Source organism: Bradyrhizobium semiaridum, from assembly GCF_020329505.1.
Lineage (GTDB): Bacteria > Pseudomonadota > Alphaproteobacteria > Rhizobiales > Xanthobacteraceae > Bradyrhizobium > Bradyrhizobium semiaridum.
On sequence record NZ_JAGKJJ010000031.1, the window covers coordinates 30,674 to 54,905 of the forward strand.

General features: G+C 65.6%; 22 protein-coding genes and 1 tRNA gene. 10 read left to right on the plus strand and 13 right to left on the minus strand.

Features of this window, described 5'->3' with window-relative positions; all coding sequences use genetic code 11:
* Nucleotides 1-84 precede the first annotated feature (84 nt).
* Complete coding sequence (gene rpmA / locus J6500_RS26830) at nt 85-354, minus strand: 50S ribosomal protein L27 (protein WP_139479951.1); 270 nt, start codon at nt 352-354, stop codon at nt 85-87.
* Nucleotides 355-475: 121 nt separating this feature from the next.
* Nucleotides 476-856, minus strand: a complete 381-nt coding sequence (gene rplU / locus J6500_RS26835) for a 50S ribosomal protein L21 (RefSeq protein ID WP_225715708.1) — start codon at nt 854-856, stop codon at nt 476-478.
* Nucleotides 857-1,192: 336 nt separating this feature from the next.
* Between rplU and J6500_RS26840 the strand changes: the two genes are divergently transcribed.
* Entirely contained in the window at nt 1,193-2,332 is a 1,140-nt protein-coding gene (locus J6500_RS26840; RefSeq protein WP_225715709.1) for an ROK family protein, read from the plus strand.
* A 209-nt stretch (nt 2,333-2,541) separates the two neighbouring features.
* Here the strand turns inward: J6500_RS26840 and J6500_RS26845 are convergent, their stop codons facing one another.
* Entirely contained in the window at nt 2,542-3,405 is an 864-nt protein-coding gene (locus J6500_RS26845) for an alpha/beta fold hydrolase (protein ID WP_225715710.1), read from the minus strand.
* Nucleotides 3,406-3,620: 215 nt separating this feature from the next.
* On the opposite strand from J6500_RS26845, the gene J6500_RS26850 reads away from it, so the two are divergent.
* Nucleotides 3,621-3,710: transfer RNA gene (locus J6500_RS26850), tRNA-Ser, on the plus strand.
* A 9-nt stretch (nt 3,711-3,719) separates the two neighbouring features.
* Here J6500_RS26850 and J6500_RS26855 read toward each other — a convergent pair.
* Both J6500_RS26855 and J6500_RS26860 read right to left on the minus strand, forming a co-directional pair.
* Nucleotides 3,720-5,318 (minus strand): ABC-F family ATP-binding cassette domain-containing protein, encoded by a 1,599-nt coding sequence (locus J6500_RS26855; protein ID WP_225715711.1) that lies wholly within the window; start codon nt 5,316-5,318, stop codon nt 3,720-3,722.
* 138 nt (nt 5,319-5,456) lie between these two features.
* The gene (locus J6500_RS26860) at nt 5,457-6,776 is read right to left on the minus strand and encodes an Hsp70 family protein (protein ID WP_225715712.1); all 1,320 of its coding nucleotides are present in this window, start codon (nt 6,774-6,776) and stop codon (nt 5,457-5,459) included.
* A 235-nt stretch (nt 6,777-7,011) separates the two neighbouring features.
* Here J6500_RS26860 and J6500_RS26865 point away from each other — a divergent pair, with 235 nt between their 5' ends.
* On the plus strand, nt 7,012-7,761 hold the full coding sequence (locus tag J6500_RS26865; RefSeq protein ID WP_225715713.1) for a class I SAM-dependent methyltransferase: 750 nt from the start codon (nt 7,012-7,014) through the stop codon (nt 7,759-7,761).
* A 204-nt stretch (nt 7,762-7,965) separates the two neighbouring features.
* Here the strand turns inward: J6500_RS26865 and J6500_RS26870 are convergent, their stop codons facing one another.
* Nucleotides 7,966-8,475, minus strand: coding sequence for an SRPBCC family protein (locus tag J6500_RS26870; protein WP_225715714.1), 510 nt, complete (start codon nt 8,473-8,475; stop codon nt 7,966-7,968).
* Nucleotides 8,472-9,440, minus strand: coding sequence for a LysR family transcriptional regulator (locus J6500_RS26875; RefSeq protein WP_225715715.1), 969 nt, complete (start codon nt 9,438-9,440; stop codon nt 8,472-8,474). Before J6500_RS26875 ends, J6500_RS26870 begins: the two co-directional genes overlap by 4 nt.
* A 102-nt stretch (nt 9,441-9,542) precedes the next feature.
* On the opposite strand from J6500_RS26875, the gene J6500_RS26880 reads away from it, so the two are divergent.
* The gene (locus J6500_RS26880) at nt 9,543-10,724 is read left to right on the plus strand and encodes an MFS transporter (protein WP_225715716.1); all 1,182 of its coding nucleotides are present in this window, start codon (nt 9,543-9,545) and stop codon (nt 10,722-10,724) included.
* A gap of 24 nt (nt 10,725-10,748) precedes the next feature.
* Nucleotides 10,749-11,783, plus strand: a complete 1,035-nt coding sequence (locus J6500_RS26885) for an aldo/keto reductase (protein WP_225715717.1) — start codon at nt 10,749-10,751, stop codon at nt 11,781-11,783.
* 816 nt (nt 11,784-12,599) lie between these two features.
* Here J6500_RS26885 and J6500_RS26890 read toward each other — a convergent pair.
* Nucleotides 12,600-13,733, minus strand: a complete 1,134-nt coding sequence (locus tag J6500_RS26890) for a threonine synthase (protein ID WP_225715718.1) — start codon at nt 13,731-13,733, stop codon at nt 12,600-12,602.
* Between the two features lie 30 nt (nt 13,734-13,763).
* A complete protein-coding gene (locus J6500_RS26895) occupies nt 13,764-15,809 on the minus strand; it encodes an acetoacetate--CoA ligase (protein ID WP_225715719.1) in 2,046 nt (681 codons plus the stop codon).
* 168 nt (nt 15,810-15,977) lie between these two features.
* On the opposite strand from J6500_RS26895, the gene J6500_RS26900 reads away from it, so the two are divergent.
* Complete coding sequence (locus J6500_RS26900; RefSeq protein WP_225715720.1) at nt 15,978-16,985, plus strand: glycoside hydrolase family 3 N-terminal domain-containing protein; 1,008 nt, start codon at nt 15,978-15,980, stop codon at nt 16,983-16,985.
* A gap of 90 nt (nt 16,986-17,075) precedes the next feature.
* A complete protein-coding gene (locus tag J6500_RS26905) occupies nt 17,076-17,258 on the plus strand; it encodes a hypothetical protein (RefSeq protein WP_225715721.1) in 183 nt (60 codons plus the stop codon).
* An 81-nt stretch (nt 17,259-17,339) separates the two neighbouring features.
* Here J6500_RS26905 and J6500_RS26910 read toward each other — a convergent pair whose 3' ends face one another.
* Nucleotides 17,340-17,756 carry a hypothetical protein gene (locus tag J6500_RS26910; RefSeq protein WP_376707864.1) on the minus strand — a complete coding sequence of 139 codons (417 nt, stop codon included), beginning with the start codon at nt 17,754-17,756 and terminating at the stop codon, nt 17,340-17,342.
* Between the two features lie 360 nt (nt 17,757-18,116).
* On the opposite strand from J6500_RS26910, the gene J6500_RS26915 reads away from it, so the two are divergent.
* The gene (locus J6500_RS26915; RefSeq protein ID WP_376707865.1) at nt 18,117-18,734 is read left to right on the plus strand and encodes a response regulator transcription factor; all 618 of its coding nucleotides are present in this window, start codon (nt 18,117-18,119) and stop codon (nt 18,732-18,734) included.
* A gap of 58 nt (nt 18,735-18,792) precedes the next feature.
* Here the strand turns inward: J6500_RS26915 and J6500_RS26920 are convergent, their stop codons facing one another.
* The 3 genes from J6500_RS26920 to J6500_RS26930 all read right to left on the minus strand — a co-directional run bounded on the left by J6500_RS26920 (nt 18,793) and on the right by J6500_RS26930 (nt 20,888).
* Entirely contained in the window at nt 18,793-19,041 is a 249-nt protein-coding gene (locus tag J6500_RS26920) for a hypothetical protein (protein WP_225715723.1), read from the minus strand.
* A gap of 183 nt (nt 19,042-19,224) precedes the next feature.
* Nucleotides 19,225-20,001, minus strand: coding sequence for a Crp/Fnr family transcriptional regulator (locus tag J6500_RS26925; RefSeq protein ID WP_225715724.1), 777 nt, complete (start codon nt 19,999-20,001; stop codon nt 19,225-19,227).
* 176 nt (nt 20,002-20,177) lie between these two features.
* Nucleotides 20,178-20,888: a Crp/Fnr family transcriptional regulator gene (locus J6500_RS26930; RefSeq protein ID WP_225715725.1), complete on the minus strand. Its 711-nt coding sequence runs from the start codon at nt 20,886-20,888 to the stop codon at nt 20,178-20,180.
* 576 nt (nt 20,889-21,464) lie between these two features.
* Between J6500_RS26930 and J6500_RS26935 the strand changes: the two genes are divergently transcribed.
* Both J6500_RS26935 and J6500_RS26940 read left to right on the plus strand, forming a co-directional pair.
* Nucleotides 21,465-22,988 (plus strand): flagellin N-terminal helical domain-containing protein, encoded by a 1,524-nt coding sequence (locus J6500_RS26935; RefSeq protein ID WP_225715726.1) that lies wholly within the window; start codon nt 21,465-21,467, stop codon nt 22,986-22,988.
* 378 nt (nt 22,989-23,366) lie between these two features.
* Nucleotides 23,367-24,232 (plus strand): Hpt domain-containing protein (locus tag J6500_RS26940; RefSeq protein ID WP_225715727.1); only part of this gene is annotated, 866 nt, incomplete at its 3' end.

Here is a 24,232-nt window from a genome sequence, read left to right on the forward strand (position 1 = left end):
GAGGCCGGTTATCCCGCCTCCCCTTGGAGCCCTTGTGACTCCGCCGGTTCAACAGGACCCGGCGGACTCATCTATGTCCACCGTCTACTCGGCCGCCTCCGCCACCGGAATAACCGATACGAAAGTGCGGCCGTTGGCCTTGGCACGGAACTCGACATGACCCTCGACCTTGGCGAAGAGAGTATGGTCGGTGCCCATGCCGACATTAAGGCCGGGATGCCAGGTGGTGCCGCGCTGACGCGCGATGATGTTGCCGGGAATGACGAGCTCGCCGCCGAACGCCTTGATGCCAAGGCGCTTGCCCTTGGAATCACGTCCGTTGCGCGATGAACCGCCTGCTTTTTTGTGAGCCATGGCTCGTCTCCGAACTTCGCTTTGATCTCTAGATCAATTCCTTGACGGAATCATTTCACGTTTTGTCACGCTTCACGTCTTGCCGCGCGACGTTCACTTTTGCTCGCTTGCCGCGGCAGCCTTACTCGGCTGCTTCCGCGGGCGCCGCGACCTTTTCCCTCTTCGGCCGCGGGCCGATGGTCGGCTTGGCGTTGTCGGCGAGGATCTCGGTGATGCGAAGCACCGTGAGCTCGTCGCGATAGCCGCGCTTGCGGCGGGAATTCTTGCGGCGACGCTTCTTGAACGCGATCACCTTGGGGCCGCGCTTGTGCTGCAGCACTTCGGCTGCAACGGACGCGCCTGCCACGGTGGGCGTTCCCAGCACCGGCGTGTCGCTGCCGAGCACCAGAACTTCGTTAAGCTGCACGATCGTGCCGACATCGCCGGCGATCTTGCCAATCTCGAGTACATCATTCGGAACGACCCGGAACTGCCGGCCGCCGGTTTTGATGACTGCGAACATCGTTTTGATTCCTTCGTGTTCGATCCCGGCCTCGGACGCATCCGGGCCAGCTTTTTGTTCAGTCGGTTCAGGGTACGTTTTCTGCGCGAAACGGGCACAAGTCCCCGCATAATTTCACGCAAAAACAAGCGGCGCGAGAAATCCTCGCGCCGGATTGCCGGGACTTATAGCCGCAAACCGCGCAGAGTCAAGGTAAAGCGGGGCGAAAACCGACGAAAATCGAAGGGTTTGGCGCCATTTGGGTCCTGTTGAGGCCCGGATCCACGCCGCGCGCCCGTGAAACCAACGGGTTCCATGTCCGTTGTCCCCGGCGGGCTCTCACGGGGCAAGGGATACATGACTGAAGACGCAATTGCGACCACTGGAATCGCCCGGCACGGTGCCGCGCGGTTGCCTTCGGTCGATATCGACAGTTTCAACATCGAACTGAAGGACGACGAGGGCTTCCTCGGCGATCGCGCCTCCAAGGGTGCCTTCCGCAAGATCCTGGAGCGCTGGCGCAAGCCGCTGCGCAAATCAGGCGAGGATCCGTTCGGCGACGAGCCGTCGGACGAGATTAGCAAGAAGAAGCTGGATGACATGCTGATCGGCGAGGACACCGAGGCCTCCGCGGTGGTGCACAGCGCGATCGAGGAGTTTGCCCAGGAACTCGCCTATGTGACGCGCCGCTTTCTCAAGACCAAATACTGGGCGAAGACCGAGCGGATCATCGTCGGCGGCGGCTTTCGCGAAAGCCGCCTCGGCGCGCTTGCCATTGCCCGCGCCGAGATCATCCTGAAGTCCGAGGACTTCAAGGTCGACATGATGCCGATCCGCTTTCATCCCGACGACGCCGGCCTGATCGGCTCGCTGCATCTCGCGCCGTCCTGGATCTTCGAGGCCCATGACGGCGTGCTGGCCGTCGATATCGGCGGCACCAATATCCGCTGCGGCGTGGTCGAGACGCGCTGGAAGAAGGCACCCGACCTGTCCAAGGCGACGGTGTGGAAATCGGAGCTGTGGCGTCACGCCGACGACGAGCCGACCCGCGAAGGCGCAGTGAAGCGGTTGGTGAAGATGCTGAAGGACCTGATCGACGCCGCCGAAGCCGAGGACCTGAAGCTTGCGCCGTTCATCGGCGTCGCTTGTCCCGGCGTGATCGACGCAGACGGCAGCATCGAGAAGGGCGCGCAGAATCTCCCCGGCAATTGGGAGAGCAGCAAGTTCAACCTGCCGGCGAGCCTGGTCGAGGCGATCCCGGAGATCGGCGGCCATGACACCGCGGTCGTGATGCACAATGACGGCGTGGTGCAGGGGCTCGCCGAGGTGCCCTTCATGCAGGATGTCGAGCGCTGGGGTGTGCTGACGATCGGCACCGGGCTCGGCAATGCCCGCTACACCAACCGCAGGAAGGACAACGGCAAGGACGAGAAGAACGGCAACAACGGTGAGAAGTCCGAGAAAAAGCCTAAGAAGGCCAAGAAGGCCGACGATTGAGGCGGCGTGAGCCTCGGCGCCGGCAAGCCGCAAGCGGTAAGGTTGACAGGTTAGGTTAAGATCGGGTTCGCGTTGTCGTTTTGATCGCGGGCGCTACCGTGGTCTCGTCGCTCCCGCCGACCGGCGAAGCCGCACTTCCCGGCCAGCAATTGTGTGAAGCGGCACGGGACCGCCAGTTTTTTGTCGCGTCCTGGCGGTCCCACCCATTTCTACTTCCAGTTGATCCTCTCGAAGAACCCGGCAATCTCCGCGGCCGCGCGGTCGGGATCCTCGCGATGCGGGAAGTGCCCGACATCGGCGAACATCTTGAGGTCGAGCCTGGTAAAGGTCTCGCCGAGCCGGTCGGTCCAGGCGTAGGGGAACAGCGGATCGTGCTCGGCCCAGCGGATGCAGGTCGGCAGCGCGATCGGCGGCAGCTGTGGCGCCTCGCCCTGCATCATCTTGACGCGCGCCGCATGCGCCGCGCGGTAATGCGCAAAGCCGCCGGCGAGGTTGCCCGGCTTCATGAAATTGTCGGTGAAGGCTTCGAGCACGTCGTCGAATGCCGCCTTGCGATGCGACCAGTTGCGCAGAAAATGCCCGATATAACTGCGGCAGCTCTCGCGCGTGGCGCCGACCAGCGCCGGTGCCATCTCCATCTGGTGGAACGACTGGTACCAGATGTGATTCAGCCGATCCGGCGCCGCCATCCGCGGACCGATGCCGGGATAGACGAAATCGAAGAAGAACAGCCCGGCGATCCGCTGCGGCGCCCTGCGGGCGAGCGGCTGCATCACCGCGCCGCCGACATCGTGGCCGACCACGCCGGCCGTCTCGATGCCGAGCGCATCCAGCAGCGCCAGCATGTCGTCGGTATGTTGATCGGGGCCGCAGTCACCCTCGGGCTTGTCGCTGTCGCCGAAGCCGCGCAGGTCGGGTGCGATCAGCGTGTAACGGTCGGCCAGCCGCGTCATCACCGGCTTCCAGGTCAGCCAGAATTCGGGCCAGCCGTGCAACAGCAGCAGCGGCCGGCCGCGGCCGATCCGCGCGACGTGCAACGCGGCGCCGTTGGCCCGAATCGTCAGATGCTCCATCGTCCGCTCCCTGTTCAGGCTGGCCCGGCGAGTAGCCGATCAGACCGTAACCATGCCGCTAGCGCTTTGTTTCCGCGTAGGTTCTTCGGCCGCCGTAAAGGCCCGTGCGGTTCGCCGGCGCCGTAACGGAAATATTATTGCAGCGCCTTGTCTGTCCCGCCATCCTCGCCTAGAACACGCCCCGACCGCGGGTGGCGCAAATCACCCGGTCCACCGGAGAGGTGGCAGAGTGGTTGAATGCACCGCACTCGAAATGCGGCATAGGTGCAAGCCTATCGGGGGTTCGAATCCCTCCCTCTCCGCCAGCAGACGCCCTAACGGGCTTCGGCACAAGCACCGAGATCGAACCTGCGTCTAACTTCGATGGCTTCGAGGAAGGTCTCGTCGTGGCTGACGATCAGCAGCGCGCCGTCATAGGCGCGCAGGCCGGCCTCGACCGCTTCCATCGACTCGATGTCGAGGTGATTGGTCGGCTCGTCGAGGATCAGGAGCGGTGGCGGTGCCGTACCGCCCAGAACGCAGGCGAGACCGGCGCGAAGGAGTTGGCCGCCGCTGAGACAGCAAACGGTCTGCAGCGCTGCATCGGCCCGGAACATGAACCGCGCCAGGGCTGCGCGACACGCATTCTCGTCGGCGCGCGGATCGATGCGCCGGAAATTGTCCAGGATGGAGGCGGACGCATCGAGCAGGCTGACCGCCTGATCGAACATCGCGAAGCGCGTCATCACCTGCACCGTGCCGCGCAATGGCGGCAATTCGCCGCTGATCAGCCTGAGCAGCGTCGTCTTGCCCGCGCCGTTGGGGCCAACGATCGCGACACGCTCCGGACCCGAGATGGACAAGCTGACGTCACGCAGGATCGGCGCATCAGTCGCGTAGCCCACATCGGCGGCGTCGATCCGCAGCACCATCTTGCCGGCTGGCAGGCCGGTCGACGGCAGTTGCACCGAGAACGGTTGAAGCACCTCGATGCGCCGTCGCGCGGTATCGGCGAGCTCGAGCGCTTGCGTGCGCCTACGCTCGGCAAGACGTGCGTGCTCGCCGCCGGTGTCCTCGCTGCGGTCCTTGCGCAGGCCGGCGGCAATGCGCGGCATACCGCCTTTGGCGCGCTGCTTCGCGCCGGCACCGTCCTTGTGCGCCTTCCGTTCCGCCGTTTCCCGCACCTTGCGATCGAGCTCGGCGACGCGCTTCTCGGCATCGGCGAGGTCGTGCCTCGCGGCCGAAAGCTCGATCGCCTTGCGCGCGCGATATTGGCTCCAATTGCCGCCGTAGCGCCTTGCTTCCAGCGAGGTCAGTTCGACGATCGCATCCATGTTCTCGAGCAGCTCGCGGTCGTGGCTGACAATGATGGCGCCATGGTGCCAGTTGGCGAGCAGCTCGATCATCGCTCTGCGTCCCTCGCGGTCGAGGTTGTTGGTGGGCTCATCCAGCAGCAGGAAGTCCGGCTCCGCGAAGGTGAGGGCGGCGAGGCGCGCCCTGGTCGCCTGGCCGCCGGACAGCGTCGTCAGCAGCGCGTCGAGCGCAGCGTTGAGGCCGACGCGGTCGAGCGCAGACCCGATGCGGGCGTCGAGCGTCCAGTCGATATCCGCAAGCTCCTCGGTGGTGGCAAGGCCTCGTTCGGCGCGGCGCAGTGTGGCAAGTGCCTCTCGCGCGCAGAACAGGTCGACGACCCGCTCATCGGGCTTCACCTGAACCGCCTGACGCAGCATCGCCACGCGCCCCTGCACCGAGACGGTGCCGGATTGCGGCACACGCTCACCGGCGATCAGGGCAAGCAGCGTCGTTTTCCCGACGCCGTTCCTGCCGACAAGGCCGGTCCGTTCGGGTCCGAAATTGAGGTCGATGCTGGAGAGGAGAACCCGCCCGTCAGGCGCGGACAGGGTCAGATTCGAGAGTGCGATCGATGCAGGCATGGCAATGGATATCCCGGTGGGCAACGCTGATGGGCTTTGCTGTCCGGATGAAATCCATGGCCGTCGGCATCCTCTCGGATTGATGATTGACGTGATGTAGTCGCGTGCGCGGTCGGGATCAAGACTTGAAGCTGAACGTCACGCCGCCTCTGCCACGGTCCAGCGGTCGGGATCCTGGCTGTGGCCGATCAGCGCGAGACCGTACGCAATCGATTCGAACTGATCCGCCGAGGTCAGCCGCGCCGCGCCGAAGCGGTCGGCGAACAGCCGCTGCACCGCCGGCACGAACGAGGTGCCGCCGGTCAAGAACACCTTCTCGACGTCGCCCGCCGTGATGCCGGATTTGGCCAGCGCCTCGTCGACGGTTGCGCCGAGCCGTTCGATGTCGTCGGCGATCCAGCCCTCGAAATCGGCGCAGGTGACGGTGGCGCCGATGTCGATGCCCTCGCGGGCAAAGCGGAACTCGACGCGGTCGTGGCTCGACAGCGCCACCTTGGTGTCTGAGACGGCGCGATAGAGCGCGAAACCGAGATCGTGGTCGACGATGGTGATGAAGTCCTGCAGCGGGGCCGGATCGAGCGCGGTCCGCGCGAGCTGCTGCAGCTCGCGCAGATCGCCATTGCCCTTCATCATCGCCAGCTGATGCCAGCGGGCGAGGCTGGAGTAGTAGTGGTTGGGGATCGGCAGCTCCTTGTCGAACGAGCGATAGTTGGTGCCCTTGCCGAGCCGCGGCGAGACGATGTGGTCGACGATGCGATAGTCGAAGCTGTCGCCGGCGATGCCGATGCCGGCGTGGCCGAGCGGCTCGGCGCGCAGCACGCCGCCCTTGCGCGAGAACCGCATCACCGAGAAGTCGCTGGTGCCGCCGCCGAAATCGGCGACCAGCACGGTGGCGTCGTGGTCGAGGCTGCGCGCAAAAGAGAACGCGGCGCCGACCGGCTCGTAGACGTAGCGCGCATGCCCGGCGCCGAGCCGCTCGAACGCGGCGCGGTAGCGCTGCATCGCGAGCTCGTCATTCGGATTGCCGCCGGCAAAGCGCACCGGACGGCCGACCATGATGGTCGGCGCGCCCAGATCAAAACTGTCGCCGGCATGGCGCGCCAGCGTGCGCAGGAACGCGGCCAGCAGATCCTCGAACTTGTAGCGCTGCCGAAATATCTGCGTGGTGTTGAAGGCCGAGCTCGCCGCGAACGTCTTGAACGACTGGATGAAGCGGTGGATGGTGCGCCCTTCGAGGAACTGCTCGATCGCCCAGGGGCCGCCCTCGGCTCGCGGATGCAGGCCGGCGCCCGGCCGCTCCTCCCAGAAGCACAGCGCCGACACGTAGACGCTGTGGGTGCGGCCGCCATGATCGAATCGGATGGCCTCGACGCGGCCGTCGCCATCGGCCAGCGCAACCACGGTGTTGCTGGTGCCGAAATCGACGCCGATCGAGACGGCGGGCGGGGCGCTCGACATGTTCTGCTCGGATGCTGATGTGAAGGGGGCGGACCTTTAGCGGCTTTGGCTGCGCTTGCCAACCCGTCCGGCCGGCCTGCGCGCCTGCCGTGCAGAGCTTGGCTTGAGCGCGAACGGGCTGTGACGCAAAGGTGACGAACGCTCCGCGAATTTTGAATCGACACGCTCTTCCCAGCCCTGCGCGCCACTGCTCTATACGCATCCGGCAGGCACAACGGCGCGCAGGAGCAGCAAAATGACACTGAATCCCACGGCGAAGAATTATCGTGTCGCGGTTGGCGCTTACGAGGCCGGGCGGCCGAGCTATCCGGCCGACATCATCGCCGCGCTACCGCTTCGAGGCGCGCGCTGCGTCATCGATCTCGGCGCCGGAACCGGCAAGTTCACCCGCCTGCTGCTGCCGCATCTATCAGCCACGGCGCGGCTCGTCGCGGTCGAGCCGGTCGCGGAGATGTCGGCGAAATTGGCGAGCGAAGGCAAGGTCGAAGTCATCAACACGCGCGCCGATGCGATCGCGCTCGAGACCGGTAGCGTCGATCTCGTCACCTGCGCCCAGGCGTTCCACTGGTTCGACAACGAGCCGTCGGTCGCCGAGATCGCCCGCCTGCTGCGGCAAGGCGGCACGCTGGCGCTGGTCTGGAACGTCAGGGACGACGGCACGCCGTGGGTCAAGGCGCTGTCGGTGATGATCGAGCAATACGCCGGCGATACGCCCCGCCATCAATCCGGGCGGTGGCGCTGGATCCTGAACGATCCGCGCTTTGTGCTCGACAAGGAGATCGTGCAGGAGCATCCGCACCGGATGGCGCGGCAGGGTGTGTTCGAGCGCGTCGCATCGACCAGCTATGTCGCCAACCTTCCCGATGCGGAGAAGGCGAAGCTGCGGACCAGGACGGACGATATCCTGCGCGAGGCCGGCCTCGGCGGCGCCGACGATGTGGTATTTCCCTACGTCACGCAGCTCTATCTGCTGAAGCGGGTCTAGGTCGGGATGAGCTTGGATTGAGCTGGAGCAGCGGCGGAGGTCCACCTCTCCCTTGGGAGAGGTCGGCGCAAAGCGCCGGGTGAGGGCTCTCGCTCTCTCGGTAGACCGTAACCCCTCACCCGATTTGCTGCGCAAATCGACCTCTCCAAAGGGAGAGGTGGACCGAACCAGCGGTCGAACCTATTCAACCTGACCTGATCCGCTTTAGCCTCTCGCAGGATCAGGCGGCCGTACAGCAAGCCCTTCCTCGACGACCCGCTTCAGACGCGGCAGCGCCATGCGCCAGTAGAACGCGGCGTGCTTCGCGCCCGACTCTGCGCCGATCTCCCAGCCGTTGCCGCGGCGCACCGGCGAAGGCGGCACCTGCTGGGTGACCGTCAGCACGGTCGCGCCGCCTTCGGCCACAAGCGTCATGTCGATGATCGAATAGGACTCCGGGCGATCCGGCAGGCCGGAAACAAGCGACCAATAGCTGTAGGCGAGCCGTGACGGCGGCTCGACGCGGATCACGTGCCCCTTGTCGCGATAGCGCTTCTCGCCGATCACCGCCTCGATCTCGATTGGACCGCCGATCCGCCAGTCCGTGGCGAAATGCGCGTTGCGCCACCTCTCGCCGGCATTGCGATCCATGATCGCGTCCCAGACCTGGCCTGGATCGGCCGCGATGCGGAGCGACTCCGTGATCAGCTGAAAGGCTTCCCGCTCGTCCTTCATGTCCGCACCGGCTCGCCAACGATCTTCCACTTGCCGTCCGTACCCCGCCGCAGCGCCGGATCGCCGATCCGGATGTGCTTGGCCAGGAAATCGATGAAGGCGCGCACCCGCGCCGGCAGCGGGCCGGCGTGGCCGACATAGACCGCATGGATGTCCTCGCGATCTCCAGGATTGAGGTTTTGCAGCACCGGCACGAGGTGGCCGGCCTCGATATCGGGGCCGATGTGAAACAGCGCCAGCCGCGCCAGGCCAATGCCGCCCAGCGTGAGCCGGCGCGCAACCTCGCCGTCGCTGGCGCGGGCGACCGGCGGCGGCAGCGCCTCCTCGATCTTTTCGGCGCGGCGGAACGGCCAGCCGCGGATGCTGCGCGGGAAGGTCCAGCCGATGCCGCGATGCGCGGCGAGGTCAGCCGGCGTCTTCGGCGTGCCGTAGCGGGCGAGATAGGACGGCGCGGCGACGACGGCCATGCGGCTGGTGCCGAGCTTGCGCGCGATCAGCCGTGAGGCGCCGAGCGGGCCGGCGCGGATCGCGACGTCGGCGCGCTCCTGCATTAGGTCGACCAGGGTGTCGGTCAGCACGACGTCGAGCGTGACGTCAGGATGCTCGCTCATGAAACGGGACAGCAGCGGCATCACATGCAGCATGCCGAACGGGATGTTGCTGTTGACGGTGAGATGGCCGCGCGGCGCCGCGCCCGAGCCGGCCAGCCGCTCGGCCTCCTCTATATCGGCGAGGATGGCGAGCGCGCGTTCGTAGAACGACTGGCCCTCTGCCGTGAGCAGCAGCTTGCGCGTGGTGCGGTTGACCAGCCGGGTGCCGAGCCGGGCCTCGAGCCGCGAGATCAGCTTGCTGACGCCCGATGGCGTCAGGCCGAGATTCTTGGCGGCCGCCGTGAAGCCGCCGAGATCCACGACGCGGACGAAGACCTCCATCTCGCCGGAACGGTTGCTGTCGGATCGGACCATGATGAATTCACGTCATAAATGATTGGATTGCGGCGATCCTAATCCTTTTACGCCGGCTTCGCTATCTCGCATCGCGGAATGCCATTCGATTGGGAGCGACCCATGCCTGCTGCTGTTCTTGCCCTAACCGCCGGTGCCTTCGGCATCGGCACCACCGAATTCCTCATCATGGGTCTGCTGCTGCAGGTCGCCGCCGACATGCAGGTCTCGGTCTCCGCGGCGGGCCTCCTGATCTCCGGCTACGCGCTCGGCGTGTTCGTCGGCGCGCCGATCCTGACGCTTGCGACGCGCAAGATGCCGCGCAAGGCGGTGCTGCTGGCGCTGATGGCGATCTTCACGCTCGGCAACGCGGCCTGCGCGCTGGCGCCCAGCTATGCGCTGCTGATGGCGGCGCGCATCCTCACCTCGCTGGCGCACGGCACTTTCTTCGGCGTCGGCTCTGTGGTGGCGACCAGCCTCGTCGCAGAGGACAAGCGGGCTTCCGCGATCGCGACGATGTTCATCGGGCTGACGGTCGCGACCTTGCTCGGCGTTCCCTTCGGTGCCTGGTTCGGCCTGATGCTGGGCTGGCGCGCGGCGTTCTGGGCGGTGGCCGCGATCGGCGTGGTCGCCTTCATCGTGCTCGCCGTGCTGGTGCCCGGCCATGTCGGCGCCAGCGACAAGCCGGCGCCGCTGCGCGACGAGCTCGCCGTGCTCGGCCGCCCGCAGGTGCTGCTCGGGCTCGCCATGACGGTGTTCGGCTTCGGCGGCCTGTTCGCGGTCTTCACCTATGTGCAGCCGATCCTGACCCGGCTCACCGGCTTCTCCGATGCCGCGGTGTCGCCGATCCTCTTGGTGTTCGGCGCCGGCCTTGCGATCGGCAATGTCGCGGGCGGGCGGCTCGCCGACAAGGGGCTGGCGCGTGCGCTGATCATCACGCTCGGTGGTCTCGCCGCCGTCCTCGTCGCGCTCGCCGCTGTCATCTCGGTCAAGGCGCTTGCCGTGGCGCTGCTGTTCATCCTTGGCATCGCCGCCTTCGCAACCGTCGCGCCGCTGCAGCTTCGCGTGCTCGAAGCCGCCGGCGTCGAAGGGCGCACGCTGGCCTCGAGCCTGAACATCGCGGCCTTCAATCTCGGCAATGCGCTCGGCGCCTGGGCCGGCGGGATCACCATCGATCGCGGCCTCGGCCTTGGCGCGCTGCCGCTGGTGGCGGCCGTGATCACCGCGGTCGGCCTGCTGCTCGCGGTGTGGAGCCTGCGGCTCGATCGGCCCGCCGTTCTCGCCGCGCAGTGCCCGGCGGAATAATCAAACATCGCAAGGAGCTGGACCATGGACTATCGCAATCTCGGTATCTCCGGCCTGAAGGTCCCGGTACTCAGCTTCGGCACCGGCACGTTCGGCGGGCAGGGGCCGCTGTTCTCGGCGTGGGGCCGGAGCGACGCCGGCGAAGCCCGGCGCTTGATCGACATCTGTCTGGAGGCTGGCGTCAATCTGTTCGACACCGCCGACGTCTATTCGAACGGCGCGTCGGAGGAGATCCTCGGCGCCGCGATCAAGGGCCGGCGCGACAAGGTGCTGATCTCGACCAAGACCGGCCTGCCGATGGGCGAGGGGCCGCTTGATGCCGGCACTTCGCGGCATCGTCTGGTCGCGGCGGTCGATGCCGCCCTGCGGCGTCTCGGCACCGACTATATCGACCTGTTGCAGCTCCATGCCTTCGATGCCTTCACGCCGGTCGACGAGGTGCTGGCGACGCTCGATGCGCTGGTGCGGGCCGGCAAGCTGCGCTATGTCGGCGCCTCGAATTTCTCCGGCTGGCACCTGATGAAGTCGCTCGCCGTCGCCGAACGGCATGGCTGGCCGCGCTATGTCGCGCATCAGGTCTATTATTCGCTGGTCGGCCGCGACTATGAATCGGAGTTGATGCCGCTTGCGCTCGACCAGGGCGTCGGCGCCCTGGTCTGGAGCCCGCTCGGCTGGGGCCGGCTCACCGGCAAGATCAGGCGCGGCCAGCCGTTGCCGAAGGGCAGCCGGCTGCACGAGACCGCGCAGTTCGGCCCGCCGGTCGATGACGACAGGCTCTACGCGATCGTCGACGCGCTGGATGCCGTCGCCGCCGAGACCGGCCGCAGCGTGCCGCAGATCGCGATCGCATGGCTGCTGGCGCGGCCCAGCGTGTCGTCGGTGATCATCGGCGCGCGCGACGAGGCGCAGCTGCGTGACAATCTCGGCGCGTTCGGATGGTCGCTGTCACCGGACCAGATCGCGCGCCTCGACCAGGCCAGCGCGGTGATGCCGGCCTATCCGTATTATCCCTATCGTATCCAGGACGGCTTTGCGCGGCTCAACCCGCCATCGGTGTGAGGCCGGCGCAATGGTGCCCGTGCTCGTCTCGGCGCTGCCGCGCACGCCGAACATCCCGCAGCGGGAACGTGCTGCGAATTTGCCGCCTAGCTAAAGCACAATGAGATCAGGTTGGGTTGGAGCGGCAGCGGAGGGTTTACCTCTCCCTCGGGCGAGGTCGGCGCGCAGCGCCGGGTGAGGGGTTACGGTCTCTCGTTGAAGCTGCGGCCCCTCACCCGATTTGCTGGCGCAAATCGACCTTTCCCCGTCGGGGAGAGGTGGAGCGAACTCGCGGTCAAACCGATTCAACCTAACCTCATCCCGCTCTAACCTCCCTCGTAGAACTGTCGATTGCCGCGCCAGCCCCGCGTGGCCCAGCGAAGCCGACCGAAGAGCGAGGTCGGCGTTTGCTTTCCGAGGTAAGGCATGTCGGCGGCCAGCAGGTCGCGGGCGTCCATGTAGGCCGCGGTCTTTCCGTACAGCGCCTCGATATGCGCCAGCTCGTCGAGAGTGCCGAGGTCGCGTTGCGGAAGTCCCGCACCTGGGACCCCTTATAAGGAGGCTCATAGATGATGTGAATCGTGCTTGCTTCAACCATGGCTCACCTCGCACCAAGCGCTCGCGCAGGTTGAAGTTTAGCAAGCCAGGTTATGAAACGGTTGAGGTCTATGGAGCGACGTGACCGAATAGAGCGAGATGTCTGCTACGGGCCCTTGGCGGCCCCTTTTTGCCCAGCGACGTGTCAAGCTGCCTTGTCGAGCGTCGGCAGCCGCCCGCTCCTTTGCATGGGGTTGTTTTCGTCATTTTGGCAGCGAGGCACCTGCGACGGCAGTTCCCCTAGGTCGCTCCCAGCAGCTCCGTGATCAGCGATGCCGCCTTGATCCCCGTCCCGGTGATAATGACGACGGTGCGCTCGCTGGTGCGGATCGCACCGCGCGCGCTGAGCACGTCGAGCGCGGCGGCTGCAGAGGCCGACGTCGGCTCGACGAACAGGCCGGTCTGCGCCATCCGCTTCAGCGCCGCGATGAGGCTGTCTTCGGGGATCGCGACCGTGCCGCCGCCGCTCTCGCGCAGTGCCGCGATCATCTGCTTCAGCCGCAGCGGATGCTTGATCGCGGTGCCCTCGGCAATGGTCTTGCGGACCTCGCGGCTGACTGGCGTGTCGACACCGGCGGTGAAGCTGGCATCGACCGGCGAGCAGTTCAGCGGCTGCGAGGCGAACAGCCGCGGTAGCCGCGCGATCTGGCCCGCCCTGAGCAGTTCCTTGAAGCCGATATAGCAGCCGAGCAGGCTGCTGCCGGCGCCGACCGGCATGATGACGTTGTCCGGCGCGGTGAAGCCGCAATCCTCCCAGATCTCGTAGGCCAGCGACTTGGTGCCCTGCAGGAAGAACGGCTGCCAGTTGTGGCTGGAGTAGAAGGTCTGTTTCGACTGGCGGATCGCTTCCGCCTCGGATTCCTCGCGCGGGCCCTCGACCAGTTGCACCTCGGCGCCGAAGGCGTGCATCTGCGCGACCTTCATCGGCGAGGTCGTGGCGGGCGCAAGGATTTTCACCCGCATGCCGCCTGCCGCGCCGTAGGCCGAGACCGATGCGCCGCCATTGCCGGAGCTGTCCTCGAGCACAGCGTCGACGCCGAGCTGACGCAGGAATGACAGCATCACCGTGGTGCCGCGATCCTTGAAGCTCGCGGTCGGATTGAACCATTCGAGCTTGAACTGCGGCCGCAACTCGCCCCACGCCTTCTCGACCAGCGGCGTGCAGCCTTCACCCATCGTGATCGGCTGCCCGATCTCGACCGGCAGGGCGGCCCGATAGCGCCACAGCGAGCGCGTGCCGCGATCGACGTCGTCGCGCGAGATGCCGGCTAGCGGCGTCACCAGCAGCGGCTTGCCGTCATCGGAACACCAGCGCGGAATATCCAGCGGATAGAGCTTCCCGTTGAGCGGGTCGATATAGCTTGGCGAGGACATGTGGTGTTCCTGGGAATCGCGGCGCCGGCGCTACGCCGCGCCGGCCTGCTTGTTCAGATAGCTCTTGGCGAAGTCGAGATACCAATCGAGGCAGCCGGGATTGGCCATCGCATCCCGGTTGATGACCTTCTCGATCGCGTGGCCGAGCAGCAGCTTCTTGACCGGCAGCTCCTGTTTCTTGCCGGACAGCGTGCGCGGAATCTCTGCCACCGCAAAGATGTCGTTGGGCAGGAAGCGGCGCGACAGGCCGGCCTCGACCGCCTTGTTGATCTTTGCCTTCATCGCCGCATCCAGCGCGATACCCTCACGCAGCACCACGAACAACGGCATGTAGCTGTCGCGGCCGAGATATTCGAGATCGACCACCAGCGAATCCAGCACCTCGGGCAGCGCTTCGATCGCCGAATAGAGTTCGCTGGTGCCCATGCGGAGGCCGTGGCGGTTGATGGTGGCGTCGCTGCGGCCATAGATCACGCAGGAACCATCAGGGCTGATCTTGAGCCAGTCGCCGTGCCGCCACACCGGGCCGCGGCCGCTTCCGTCGAAATTGTCGGGATAGGTCTCGAAATAGCTGGCGCGGTAGCGTGCGTCGCCGGGATCGTTCCAGAACCTGAGCGGCATCGAGGGCAGCGGCTCGGTGCAGACGAGTTCGCCGACCTCGTCTATCACGGCGCGGCCCTGTTCGTCGAAGGCTTCCACCGCGCAGCCGAGCAGGCGGCACTGCATGGTGCCGGCCTGCTGCGGCAGCTCGCGATTGCCGCCGATGAAGGCGCCGGCAAAGTCGGTGCCGCCGGAAATGTTGGCCCACCACATCTCGGCCTGTGCGACGCTGCCGTTCCGCTTCGACAGCGCGGCGAAGCGGTCGTTGAACCAGCTCTGCGTGTCGGCGCTGAGCGGCGAGCCGGTCGAGCCCAGCGCGCGCAGCGCCGAGAGGTCGCCGACAGTCGCGAGATCGATCTCCGCCTTGGTGCAGTTGGCGAAGAACGCCGCGCCGGCGCCGAAGAACGTCGCTCTGGAATCGGCGACGAAGCGCCACAGCGTGGTCCAGTCCGGCTTGTCCTTGGATCCGCCGGGGCTGCCGTCGAAGATGCAGCAGGTGGTGCCGTTGAGCAGGCCGTTGGCCTGGCAATTCCACATGATCCAGCCGGTCGAAGAGTACCAGTGGAAGCGCTCGCCGAACGAGTTCGGATGGTAGCTGCAGCCGACGTCGTTGTGCAGCGCGCCGAGCGGCAGCGTCACGATCATGATCCCGCCATGGCTGTGCAGGATCGGCTTCGGCAGTCCGGTCGTGCCGGAGGAATAGACGATCCACAGCGGATGATCGAACGGCAGCCATTCCGGCTCGAATGCATCGATCGCGGCACCTCGGCCTGCGAGGATCGACGCCAGTTGCGTCCCGGAGCCGGTGCTCTCGCTGTGCAGGATCACATGCTCGACGGTCGGCAGCGCGCGCCGTAACTCCTCGATCACGGTGTGCCTGTCATGACGGCGGCCGGCATAGGTCACGGCATCGCAGGCGATCAGCACCTTCGGTTCGATCTGCTTGAAGCGGTCGATCACCGCGGGCGCCGCCATGTCGGGTGCGCAGACGCTCCAGATCGCGCCGAGGCTCGCGGTGGCCAGGAACGCGATGATGGTCTCCGGGATGTTCGGCAGATAGGCCGCGACGCGATCGCCGGAGCGCACACCGTTGGCCTTCAAATGCAGCGCCAGCGCGGCGACCTTGCGCCGCAGCTCCGGCCAGCTCGTCTCCACGAGCTTGCCGTTCTCGCCGCTCGAGATCAGGGCCGGCAGCCCCGCCGCGTGCGCCGGCTCGACATGGCGGAACACCTGCCGCACGTAGTTCACGGAGGCGCCGGGAAACCACACCGCGCCCGGCATCTTACGTTCGGCCAGCACGGCCGAATGCTGCGTCGGCGAGCGCAGGTCGAAATAATCCCAGACGCTCTGCCAGAAGCCGTCGATGTCGGTGACCGACCAGCGCCGCATCTCCTCGAAGTTCGCAAAGCTGAGCCCGCGCTGCTCCTTCAGCCATTGGCGATAGAGGGCCATTTGCGGGACGTAAGGTGCGGTCATGGTCGTTTCCGGATTGTCTTTGTCGTGGCCTTGCGGCGGTGGCTTGCGGCCCTCTCTAACATGGTGTTGCGCGCATGGGGAACGCGGCCGGTCAGCATATTCTTACCACCGGCGGGCATGTTATGCCGTAAGCAGGACGCCGCACCTGATTCTGCGCAGGACCCGCGAATGCCCGATGCCATCGGCGAACTCTTCATCCTCGGCTTCCACGGCAAGGTCGTCCCGGCCTGGCTGAAGGAGTTTGCCGCGCGCTTCGGGCTCGGCGGCGTCATCCTGTTCGACTATTCCTGCCGCACGCGGCTGTACGACAACAACATCGAGTCTCCGGCGCAGGTGCAGTCGCTATGCGCCGAGATCGCGGCGCTGCCGTCGGGACCGCTGCTGTTCATCGATCAGGAGGGCGGGCTGGTGCGCCGGCTGAAGGACGGCCTCGGCTTTCAGCCGCTGCCGAGCGCCAGGGATTTCAACCTGCTCGCAGCGGATGACAAGCTGAAAATCCTGGCCGCGAGCTATGGCGAACTGCGCCGCCTCGGCATCCGCTACAATTTCGCGCCTGTGATCGACGTCGATTACAACGCCGACAATCCCAATATCGGCCGAATCAAGCGGTCCTATTCGGCCGAGATCGGCGAGGTCGAGGCCAATGCGCGGCTGGTCGACGCCGCGGCGCGGCAGGCGCGGGTCGGACTCTGCCTGAAGCATTTTCCGGGCATCGGCGGCGCCGACGTCGATTCGCATCTGGACTTCATGGACATTTCCGGCGCGCTGCGGCCGGAGCAGGAGGAATTGTTCTACACGCTGGCGCCACAGACCTTCGGCGATGCGGTGCTGGTCAGCCACGCCATCGTCCGTCCGTGGGACGCGCGCAATCCGATGACGTTGTCACCGGATGGCATCGGCCGGCTGCGCCGCCGCCTGCCGGAGACGCTGCTGATATCGGACGACATGCAGATGCAGGGGCTGCAGAAGGCGCTCGGCACCGGCGCAGCCAGCCTCGAGGCGATCGGCGCCGGCATGGACATGGTCTGCATCGGCAACAACCTGCTCGACCAGGAGCAGGAGCTGGCGGCGATTGCCGCGGTGGTCGCCGCTGCGGTGCAAGATGGCGCGCTTGATCGGACGGCCGTCGAACGCTCCATTGTGCGGGTGCGGAAGCGCAAGGCGCTGCTTGCCTGACCCGGCAAAATTTGGCGTGGAGCCGGGCGAGCGCGGAACCAATCTTCCTTACCGTGATTTAATGAAGACGCTCATCGGGGCCCAAGAACCATGAAGATGCTCAAGCGTCTCTTCCAGTCGTTCCGGCTACGCCGCGCCACGCGCCAATCAGCCGATTTCCAGCCTGTCTGTATCGATCCTGACGAATTCAACCGCCTGCTCTGCAGCGGGCGGAAAGAGGATCTGCGCATTCTGGCGAAGCGGCTGAGCTTGCCCTCGCGGGCGCACGCGTAGATCGAGGCTGATCGCTATCGATGCAGTGGTTCTGCGCGAGGCAGAACCGGCGGGCTTGGTGCGGCCGCAGCTCTGGTTCGGCTATTGCTTCGCCTTGTCGTGATTGGCGATGCCGACCGCCTTGTAGTCGTAGGTCGGATAGAACTCGGTGCGATAGGCGCCCCAGGCGCTGTTCTCGATGATGCGGTTGACCTCGCGCAGCCGCGAGGCCGGCAGCCGCAGCGTCACCACCTGGCCGATCCCCATCATCACATACCAGCTGACGACCTCGACACCTTCGGGCGGAAACGCCTTGTAGAATCCCTGCCCCTCGAGCTGGGCGTTCAATTCGCTCAGCGGACGCGATTGGTCGTGCTTGAAGAAGATGGTGAGCAACACCGCGTTGTCGGGCGTCGGCGTCGCATTGTTTGGCGACGTCTGGGCCTGTGCTGCCGTGCCGAATATCAGGGCAACGGCCAGCGCCGCGATCGCCATCCAGGATCGGTCTTGTCCGCGCATCGTCGCCTCCTTGCAGGGGTCTTGTCGGCCGCGTGAGGTGGCGATCATCGCGGCACCCGCGCAGCCTGTAAATCGACATTCGCCTGAGCTGTTCCCCGGCGGGTGCGGAGCACGAATCGCGCGCACGAAGGGGCCTCCGGTCGGGATGGTAAACGCGGAACCGGCAAGCAGCCGGGCTCGGACAAGCCTCGTTCCGTAAGAATTCTGTAATTCGACTCGAATATGCCGGTTTCGTTGCCAAATCGGGGGCAATCTGCGTCTCTTGGGTGACCCGGGCCCCAGATCACAGTTGCGTCACCCGTAGTTTTACGGGCCGCCGTGTTAACCCAGTCACAAGTTCACCTTCGGTAAACCATATTTATGACGCAACATGACAATCGAGCCGAGGCCCGCCTTTCGCCATGGATGAATGGCGGCGCACCGCTCGAGACGCAGCCGCTCGAGGGCCGGGAGGTTGCTCCGTCGCTGATGCATCGGACGCAGATGGTCGAGGAATCCGCTGCGGCCATTGTCCGCCAGTTCAACGGACCGGTGACGGCGCTGCTGCTCTATATGAATGAGCTGAAGCAGCACAGCCATCAGGTCGGACAGGCGCCGGGGAACGGCGTCTATCTGCGGCAGGTCATCGAGAACGCGCTCGAGCAGACCGAACGCGTGTCGGCGATGTTGAAGCAGATTTCCGATCTCTATCCGAACGCGATCCCTGCCGCCGATCTCAGGCCGCTTCGCGATGACAAGCCGGCCCGCGACCGCTCACCCGACGTGATGTTCGCGCCGGAGGCCGGCCGCAAGCCGCTGACCAAGCGCGAGCGCGAAGTGCTCAGCCTGATCAGCAACGGCTATTCCAACAAGCAGGGCGCGCTGCGCATGAACATCAGCCCGCGCACGTTCGAGAGCCATCGTGCCGAAGCCATGCGCAAGCTCGGTGCGCGCAACACCGCGGATCTCGTCCGCAAGGCGCTGCTGCATCCCGCCTGAGCGCGCGCCGGGCTGTGCAAACGCCGCGCGTTTGCTGCAGCACCATGGACCGGAATTTTCAGAGGTGATCTTCGGTGGCGAGATAGACCCGCGGCGCGGGCCGCGTCGCCGGCGCGGCGGCCTTTGGTTCGTCCGGAATGATCGTGATGATCCACGCCGGCCGGTCGCCGGAGCCGCTTTCCACGATCGAGCGCACCCGGCCCGTGATCGCGCCCTCGGCGCAGCGGGCGGTGGCGGACCGGCCGTTGAACTGGGCGATACGGAAGCGCCTGGCCTCCTTCCGGTCGGTCGTCTGGTACGTGAACATCGGCTCCCCCGCGCGTCCAGGCAACAGTGGGGACGCAACGTTATCCGACGGTGAAAATCGCGAGCCGTAGAAGTACGGCTCACATGGTCCGAAAAAGTGTGGAGCGGTCTTGCCTCGCGACACACGCGAAGCGCGGGCGGAGGTTCAAACGAGGAGCCAAGGCGATGCCGATTCGACGAGGTCTCATCGGGTCTCAGGCGATTGGCCGCCGCAAGGCTCCTGACCCTGAGAAGCCTCCTGGCCCCGAGAAGGCTCCTGGCCATGCAGCAGTCCTGCATATTGGGCCTTGACCGTGGCGTAACATTCGCAAGCCGTCCTGGTCAGGCCATCGAGATTGGTGATCTCGATGTGTCCGCGGCTGTAATGGATGAAGTTGGCCTGCTGCAGCGTGTGGGCGACCAGCGAGACGCTGTTGCGCCGCGCGCCGATCATCTGCGCCATGGTCTCCTGCGTCAGAACGATCTTGTTGCTGCCGGAGAGATCGCGCGTATGCAAAAGACATCGTGCCAGCCGCGACTCCACAGTGTGGACCGCGTTGCAGCCGGCGGTTTGCTGGATCTGGGCGTAGACGGCGAGGCCGTGCCGGATCAGCATCGCGCGCAGCGTCGGGCTCTGGCTGGCGGCCGCGCGCAACACCGTAACGTCGATCGACGAGGCGACGCCGGGCACCAGCACCACGGCGCTGTTCAGCGAGGGGGCCTCGCCGATGCCGGCGAACGCACCGAAGATGCTGTCGCGACCCACCATCGCGACCTGCACGCGCTCGCCCCTTGCGAGCTTGACCACAAGCGAGATCACGCCCTTGTGCGGCATGTAGGCGCGCTTGAGCACCTCGTCGGCCTCGATCAGCACCGCATCGGCGGCGAGGTCGACCGGGCGCAAATGCTGCCGGATCAATTCGAAATCGCTCGCCGACAGCGACGAGAGAAAGCCATTGGGCGATCGCGGAACCGTATCCAAAGCGACCTCCTGCCTCGCGGGCAAACTTGTCTCTGGGCACCAGGCTGAGGCGTGCAGCTGGACGTTGCTGCAACTCATCTTGACACGTCCTGCATGCGATAAAAACAGGCCCATCGCCGCATGCTGTTGATATGTCTCAATCGAAAACAGCAGCTTGCGCGGCTGCTGTGCCGCCGTCAATCCTCGTTCTCGGTCAATTGCTCTGCGTGCGCCTTGACCGTCGCATAGCACTCGCAGGCAGACTTGCGCAGACCCTCGATGTCGATGATCTCGATATGGCCGCGGCTGTAGCGCAGGATGCCGGCCTGCTGAAAGCCGTGGGCGACGATCGAGACGGCATTGCGCCGGACCCCGATCATTTGCGCCAGCATCTCCTGGGTCAGCGGCAACGCCTGACTGCCGCACAGGTCGCTGGCCCGCAGCAGCCATCGCGACAGCCGCGCCTCGACCGGATGCGAAACATTGCAGGCGACGGACTGCTGGGTCTGTGCCGCCAACGCCTGCTCATAGCGGGCGATCAGCGTCCGCAAGGTGGCGCTGCGATCGACCGCCTCGCGGAAATCTTCCGCCCATAACGCCGAGGCCGTGCCCGGCACCACGACGATCGCATCCGCGATCAGCGGCCAGCCATGCAGCGCGGCGGACGCGCCGACGATGCTGTCGCGGCCGACCGTGGCGATCTCGACCGATTGCCCGTCCGACAGATTGACCATCAGCGAGATCACGCCGCTGTGCGGCAGATAGACCCGCTGCACCGGCGCGCCGGCCTCGGCCAGGATCGCTTCCTTGGTCAGCTCGACGGTTTCGAGAAGTGGATCGAGCTGCGCATACTCTGCCGCGGGCAGGGCTTGCAAGAGACGATTGGGCGGACGCGATACCGCAGACATTGGAGCTCCTGCCGAGGGCGGGAGCACACGGTCTCGCATCACCTACTCTTGGCGCATGGAATGAAAGCGAACATAGCTTGCCTGTCCAATTGCACAAGGGTTGTGGTGTCCGATCTATACCCTCTACAGGGCAGACAGCCCGGTGTCGTGCCAGTTCGCGCGATGCTGATGCCGATTCGACACAAAATCAGGGAGCAAGCAGGCGGAGTAATCGGAAGAGTTACAGCTTTTGGTGGTATTCGTTGATTTGCGTTAACCTTTGTCCTCGCCCGGACTGACGTCGCCGCGAACGCGATTCCGTCTCATTGCGCGCTTCAGACACCCGCGGCGTCGATCGCCGAAGCCCTGTGAATCCTCGGTAAATCCGCCGTGCCGCCGCGTTCCATCGCCGCTGCGGCGTGGTCAGGCCGGAGCGGCCGTGCGGGCGGCCCGTAGAATTACCTGGCCGTGCGCTTCTGGGTATTTGTACGGAGCAGCGCTTTAACGAACGGGTAGCGCGGACAGCCCAGTGTGGCACGGAGCGCCGTATGAAACTTGCGGCGTCGCGTCAACGTGTTCATCCAGAAGGGTATCAGTATGTCCGGCATCGTTCTTTCAGCATCGGTCCGTCAGAATCTGCTTTCGCTGCAGTCGACGGCCGACCTGCTCGCCACCACGCAGAACCGCCTTGCCACCGGCAAGAAGGTCAACACGGCTCTCGACAACCCGACCAACTTCTTCACCGCGCAAGCGCTGGACAACCGCGCCAGCGACATCAACAACCTCTTGGACGGCATCAGCAACGGCGTGCAGGTGCTGCAGGCGGCCAACACCGGCATCACCTCGCTGCAGAAGCTGGTCGACAGCGCCAAGTCGGTCGCCAACCAGGCGCTGCAGGCCGCGGTCGGCTATTCGCAGAAGTCGCAGGTGACCACCACCGCGATCGCGGGTGCGACCGCCGACAATCTGCTCGGCACGGCAACCCCGACCAACGCGTCGCTCACCAGCACCGGCGCCTATTCCGGCATCGACCTCACCGCAGCCGGCGCCAATCTGACGTTCCAGGTGAACGGCCAGACCGTGACGCTGAACTCCGGCGCGAACTACTCCGCTGCGCAGGTCCGCGATGCCATCAACACCCAGGTCGGCACCAGCGCCAGCGTCAATGCCACGATCGACGGCACCGGCAGGCTGGTTCTGACCAGCACCGGCACTGCCGGCACTGCTGACACGTTGACCGTTGGCACGTTCAGCTCGGGCGACGCGACGCAGCTGGGTCTCCCGGCCGGCGCTTCGGCGACCGCAAACGGCACGGCTGGCGCCAGCCCGCTCAACAACCTGACGCTGACGATCGGTGCGACCGGCAACGGCACCGCCACCAACATCACCTTCGGCACCGGCGCCGGCCAGGTGAAGTCGCTGAACGATCTGAACGCCGCGCTCGCGGGCAACAACCTGCAGGCCTCGCTCAGCTCGACCGGTGCGATCACCATCAGCACCACCAACGATGCCGCGTCGGCGACGATCGGCACCATCGGCGGTACCGCTGCCGGTGTCGGCGCTCCGTTCGCCGGCCTGACGGCGGGTGCGCCGGTGCAGGATCCGACCGCGCTGGCCAATCGCGCCAACCTGGTCAACCAGTACAACAACATCCTGGACCAGATCACCACGACCTCCCAGGACGCGTCCTACAACGGCATCAACCTGCTCAACGGCGATCAGCTCAAGCTGACCTTCAACGAGACGGGCACCTCGACGCTGAAGATCCAGGGCGTGACCTTCAATGCCGCCGGTCTCAACCTCTCCAAGCTGACCGCCGGTACCGACTTCCTGGACAACGCTTCGGCCAACGCCACGTTGAAGACCCTCAACACGGCGAGCGGCCTGCTGCGCACCCAGGCTTCGACCCTCGGTTCGAACCTGTCGATCGTGCAGATCCGCCAGGACTTCTCGAAGAACCTGATCAACGTGCTGCAGACCGGCTCGTCCAACCTGACGCTGGCCGACACCAACGAGGAAGCGGCCAACAGCCAGGCGCTGTCGACCCGCCAGTCGATCGCGGTGTCCGCGCTGGCGCTGGCCAACCAGAGCCAGCAGAGCGTGCTGCAGCTGCTCCGCTAAGCATAGCCACGGTAGACATCGACTTTGGAAGCGGCGGAGGAGATTCCGCCGCTTCTGTTTTGTGGGGCTGATGCGGTCGGCCGGTTGTGATTTTCAGTCAACGCTCGCAATTGGCGAGATGCGATCGTGCACCGTCGGACTCGAGGGCGCTTGATCCAATTTGATTCAAGTGACGGTCGCAGGCGGAACACCGTCTTGTCCATACGGGTGATAAGTGCCCGTTCCGTCGAGACTGACGCGACGTCGTAATCATCGCGCAACCATTTGAATTACCTCATCGTCCGTATTTGCACGGACGACAAAATTAACGCCGCCGTGAAGCCGGCGGGGTTATCGGTGCGAGGCGGCTGTTCCGTAGCACGTTGAGGGGCGATTCCGATGGACGATCTGTTGCGCGAGTTCCTGACGGAGAGCAGCGAAAGCCTGGACACGGTCGACAACCAGCTGGTGCAGTTCGAGCAGGATCCGAACAACGCGAAGATCCTGGATAACATCTTCCGGCTGGTGCACACGATCAAGGGCACCTGCGGCTTCCTCGGTCTGCCGCGGCTGGAAGCGCTGGCGCATGCCGGCGAGACGTTGATGGGCAAATTCCGCGACGGCATGCCGGTGCGCGCCGAGGCGGTGACGCTGATCCTGTCCTCGATCGACCGCATCAAGGAGATTCTGGCGGGGCTCGAGGCCACCGAGGCCGAGCCCGAGGGCAACGACCGCGACCTGATCGATCAATTGGAAGCCATGGTCGAGCACGGCATGGCCGCGATGTCTGCTGCTGAATCTGAAGCTGGCATCCCCGTCGTCGAGGCGCCGTCGGTGCAGCCCGACGTCACCGCGGGCACGCTGGTGGCGCAGACGCTGGAGCGTCCGCTGCGTCCGGGCGAGGTCTCGCTCGACGAGCTCGAGCGCGCGTTCCGCGAGACCGAGACCGAAGTCGCCATACCCGCGCCGGCGCCCGTTGCCAAGCCGGCCGCCGCAGCGCCCGCAGCCGAGCCGACGGAGGCCGCCAGGAAGCCGGCCCGCAAGGCCGCGACGGAAGGCGATGTCCAGGAAGGCGACAAGATCGCCAACCAGTCGATCCGGGTCAATGTCGACACCCTCGAACACCTCATGACCATGGTCTCCGAGCTGGTCTTGACCCGCAACCAGTTGCTGGAGATCTCGCGGCGCAACGAGGACAGCGAGTTCAAGGTGCCGCTGCAGCGGCTCTCCAACGTCACCGCCGAGCTGCAGGAAGGCGTCATGAA

Coding starts and splice junctions, on each gene's coding strand:
- rpmA (WP_139479951.1), bottom strand. CDS start 354: ATGGCTCACAAAAAAGCAGGCGGTTCATCGCGCAACGGACGTGATTCC.
- rplU (WP_225715708.1), bottom strand. CDS start 856: ATGTTCGCAGTCATCAAAACCGGCGGCCGGCAGTTCCGGGTCGTTCCG.
- J6500_RS26840 (WP_225715709.1), top strand. CDS start 1,193: ATGACTGAAGACGCAATTGCGACCACTGGAATCGCCCGGCACGGTGCC.
- J6500_RS26845 (WP_225715710.1), bottom strand. CDS start 3,405: ATGGAGCATCTGACGATTCGGGCCAACGGCGCCGCGTTGCACGTCGCG.
- J6500_RS26855 (WP_225715711.1), bottom strand. CDS start 5,318: ATGCCTGCATCGATCGCACTCTCGAATCTGACCCTGTCCGCGCCTGAC.
- J6500_RS26860 (WP_225715712.1), bottom strand. CDS start 6,776: ATGTCGAGCGCCCCGCCCGCCGTCTCGATCGGCGTCGATTTCGGCACC.
- J6500_RS26865 (WP_225715713.1), top strand. CDS start 7,012: ATGACACTGAATCCCACGGCGAAGAATTATCGTGTCGCGGTTGGCGCT.
- J6500_RS26870 (WP_225715714.1), bottom strand. CDS start 8,475: ATGAAGGACGAGCGGGAAGCCTTTCAGCTGATCACGGAGTCGCTCCGC.
- J6500_RS26875 (WP_225715715.1), bottom strand. CDS start 9,440: ATGGTCCGATCCGACAGCAACCGTTCCGGCGAGATGGAGGTCTTCGTC.
- J6500_RS26880 (WP_225715716.1), top strand. CDS start 9,543: ATGCCTGCTGCTGTTCTTGCCCTAACCGCCGGTGCCTTCGGCATCGGC.
- J6500_RS26885 (WP_225715717.1), top strand. CDS start 10,749: ATGGACTATCGCAATCTCGGTATCTCCGGCCTGAAGGTCCCGGTACTC.
- J6500_RS26890 (WP_225715718.1), bottom strand. CDS start 13,733: ATGTCCTCGCCAAGCTATATCGACCCGCTCAACGGGAAGCTCTATCCG.
- J6500_RS26895 (WP_225715719.1), bottom strand. CDS start 15,809: ATGACCGCACCTTACGTCCCGCAAATGGCCCTCTATCGCCAATGGCTG.
- J6500_RS26900 (WP_225715720.1), top strand. CDS start 15,978: ATGCCCGATGCCATCGGCGAACTCTTCATCCTCGGCTTCCACGGCAAG.
- J6500_RS26905 (WP_225715721.1), top strand. CDS start 17,076: ATGAAGATGCTCAAGCGTCTCTTCCAGTCGTTCCGGCTACGCCGCGCC.
- J6500_RS26910 (WP_376707864.1), bottom strand. CDS start 17,756: ATGCGCGGACAAGACCGATCCTGGATGGCGATCGCGGCGCTGGCCGTT.
- J6500_RS26915 (WP_376707865.1), top strand. CDS start 18,117: ATGACGCAACATGACAATCGAGCCGAGGCCCGCCTTTCGCCATGGATG.
- J6500_RS26920 (WP_225715723.1), bottom strand. CDS start 19,041: ATGTTCACGTACCAGACGACCGACCGGAAGGAGGCCAGGCGCTTCCGT.
- J6500_RS26930 (WP_225715725.1), bottom strand. CDS start 20,888: ATGTCTGCGGTATCGCGTCCGCCCAATCGTCTCTTGCAAGCCCTGCCC.
- J6500_RS26935 (WP_225715726.1), top strand. CDS start 21,465: ATGTCCGGCATCGTTCTTTCAGCATCGGTCCGTCAGAATCTGCTTTCG.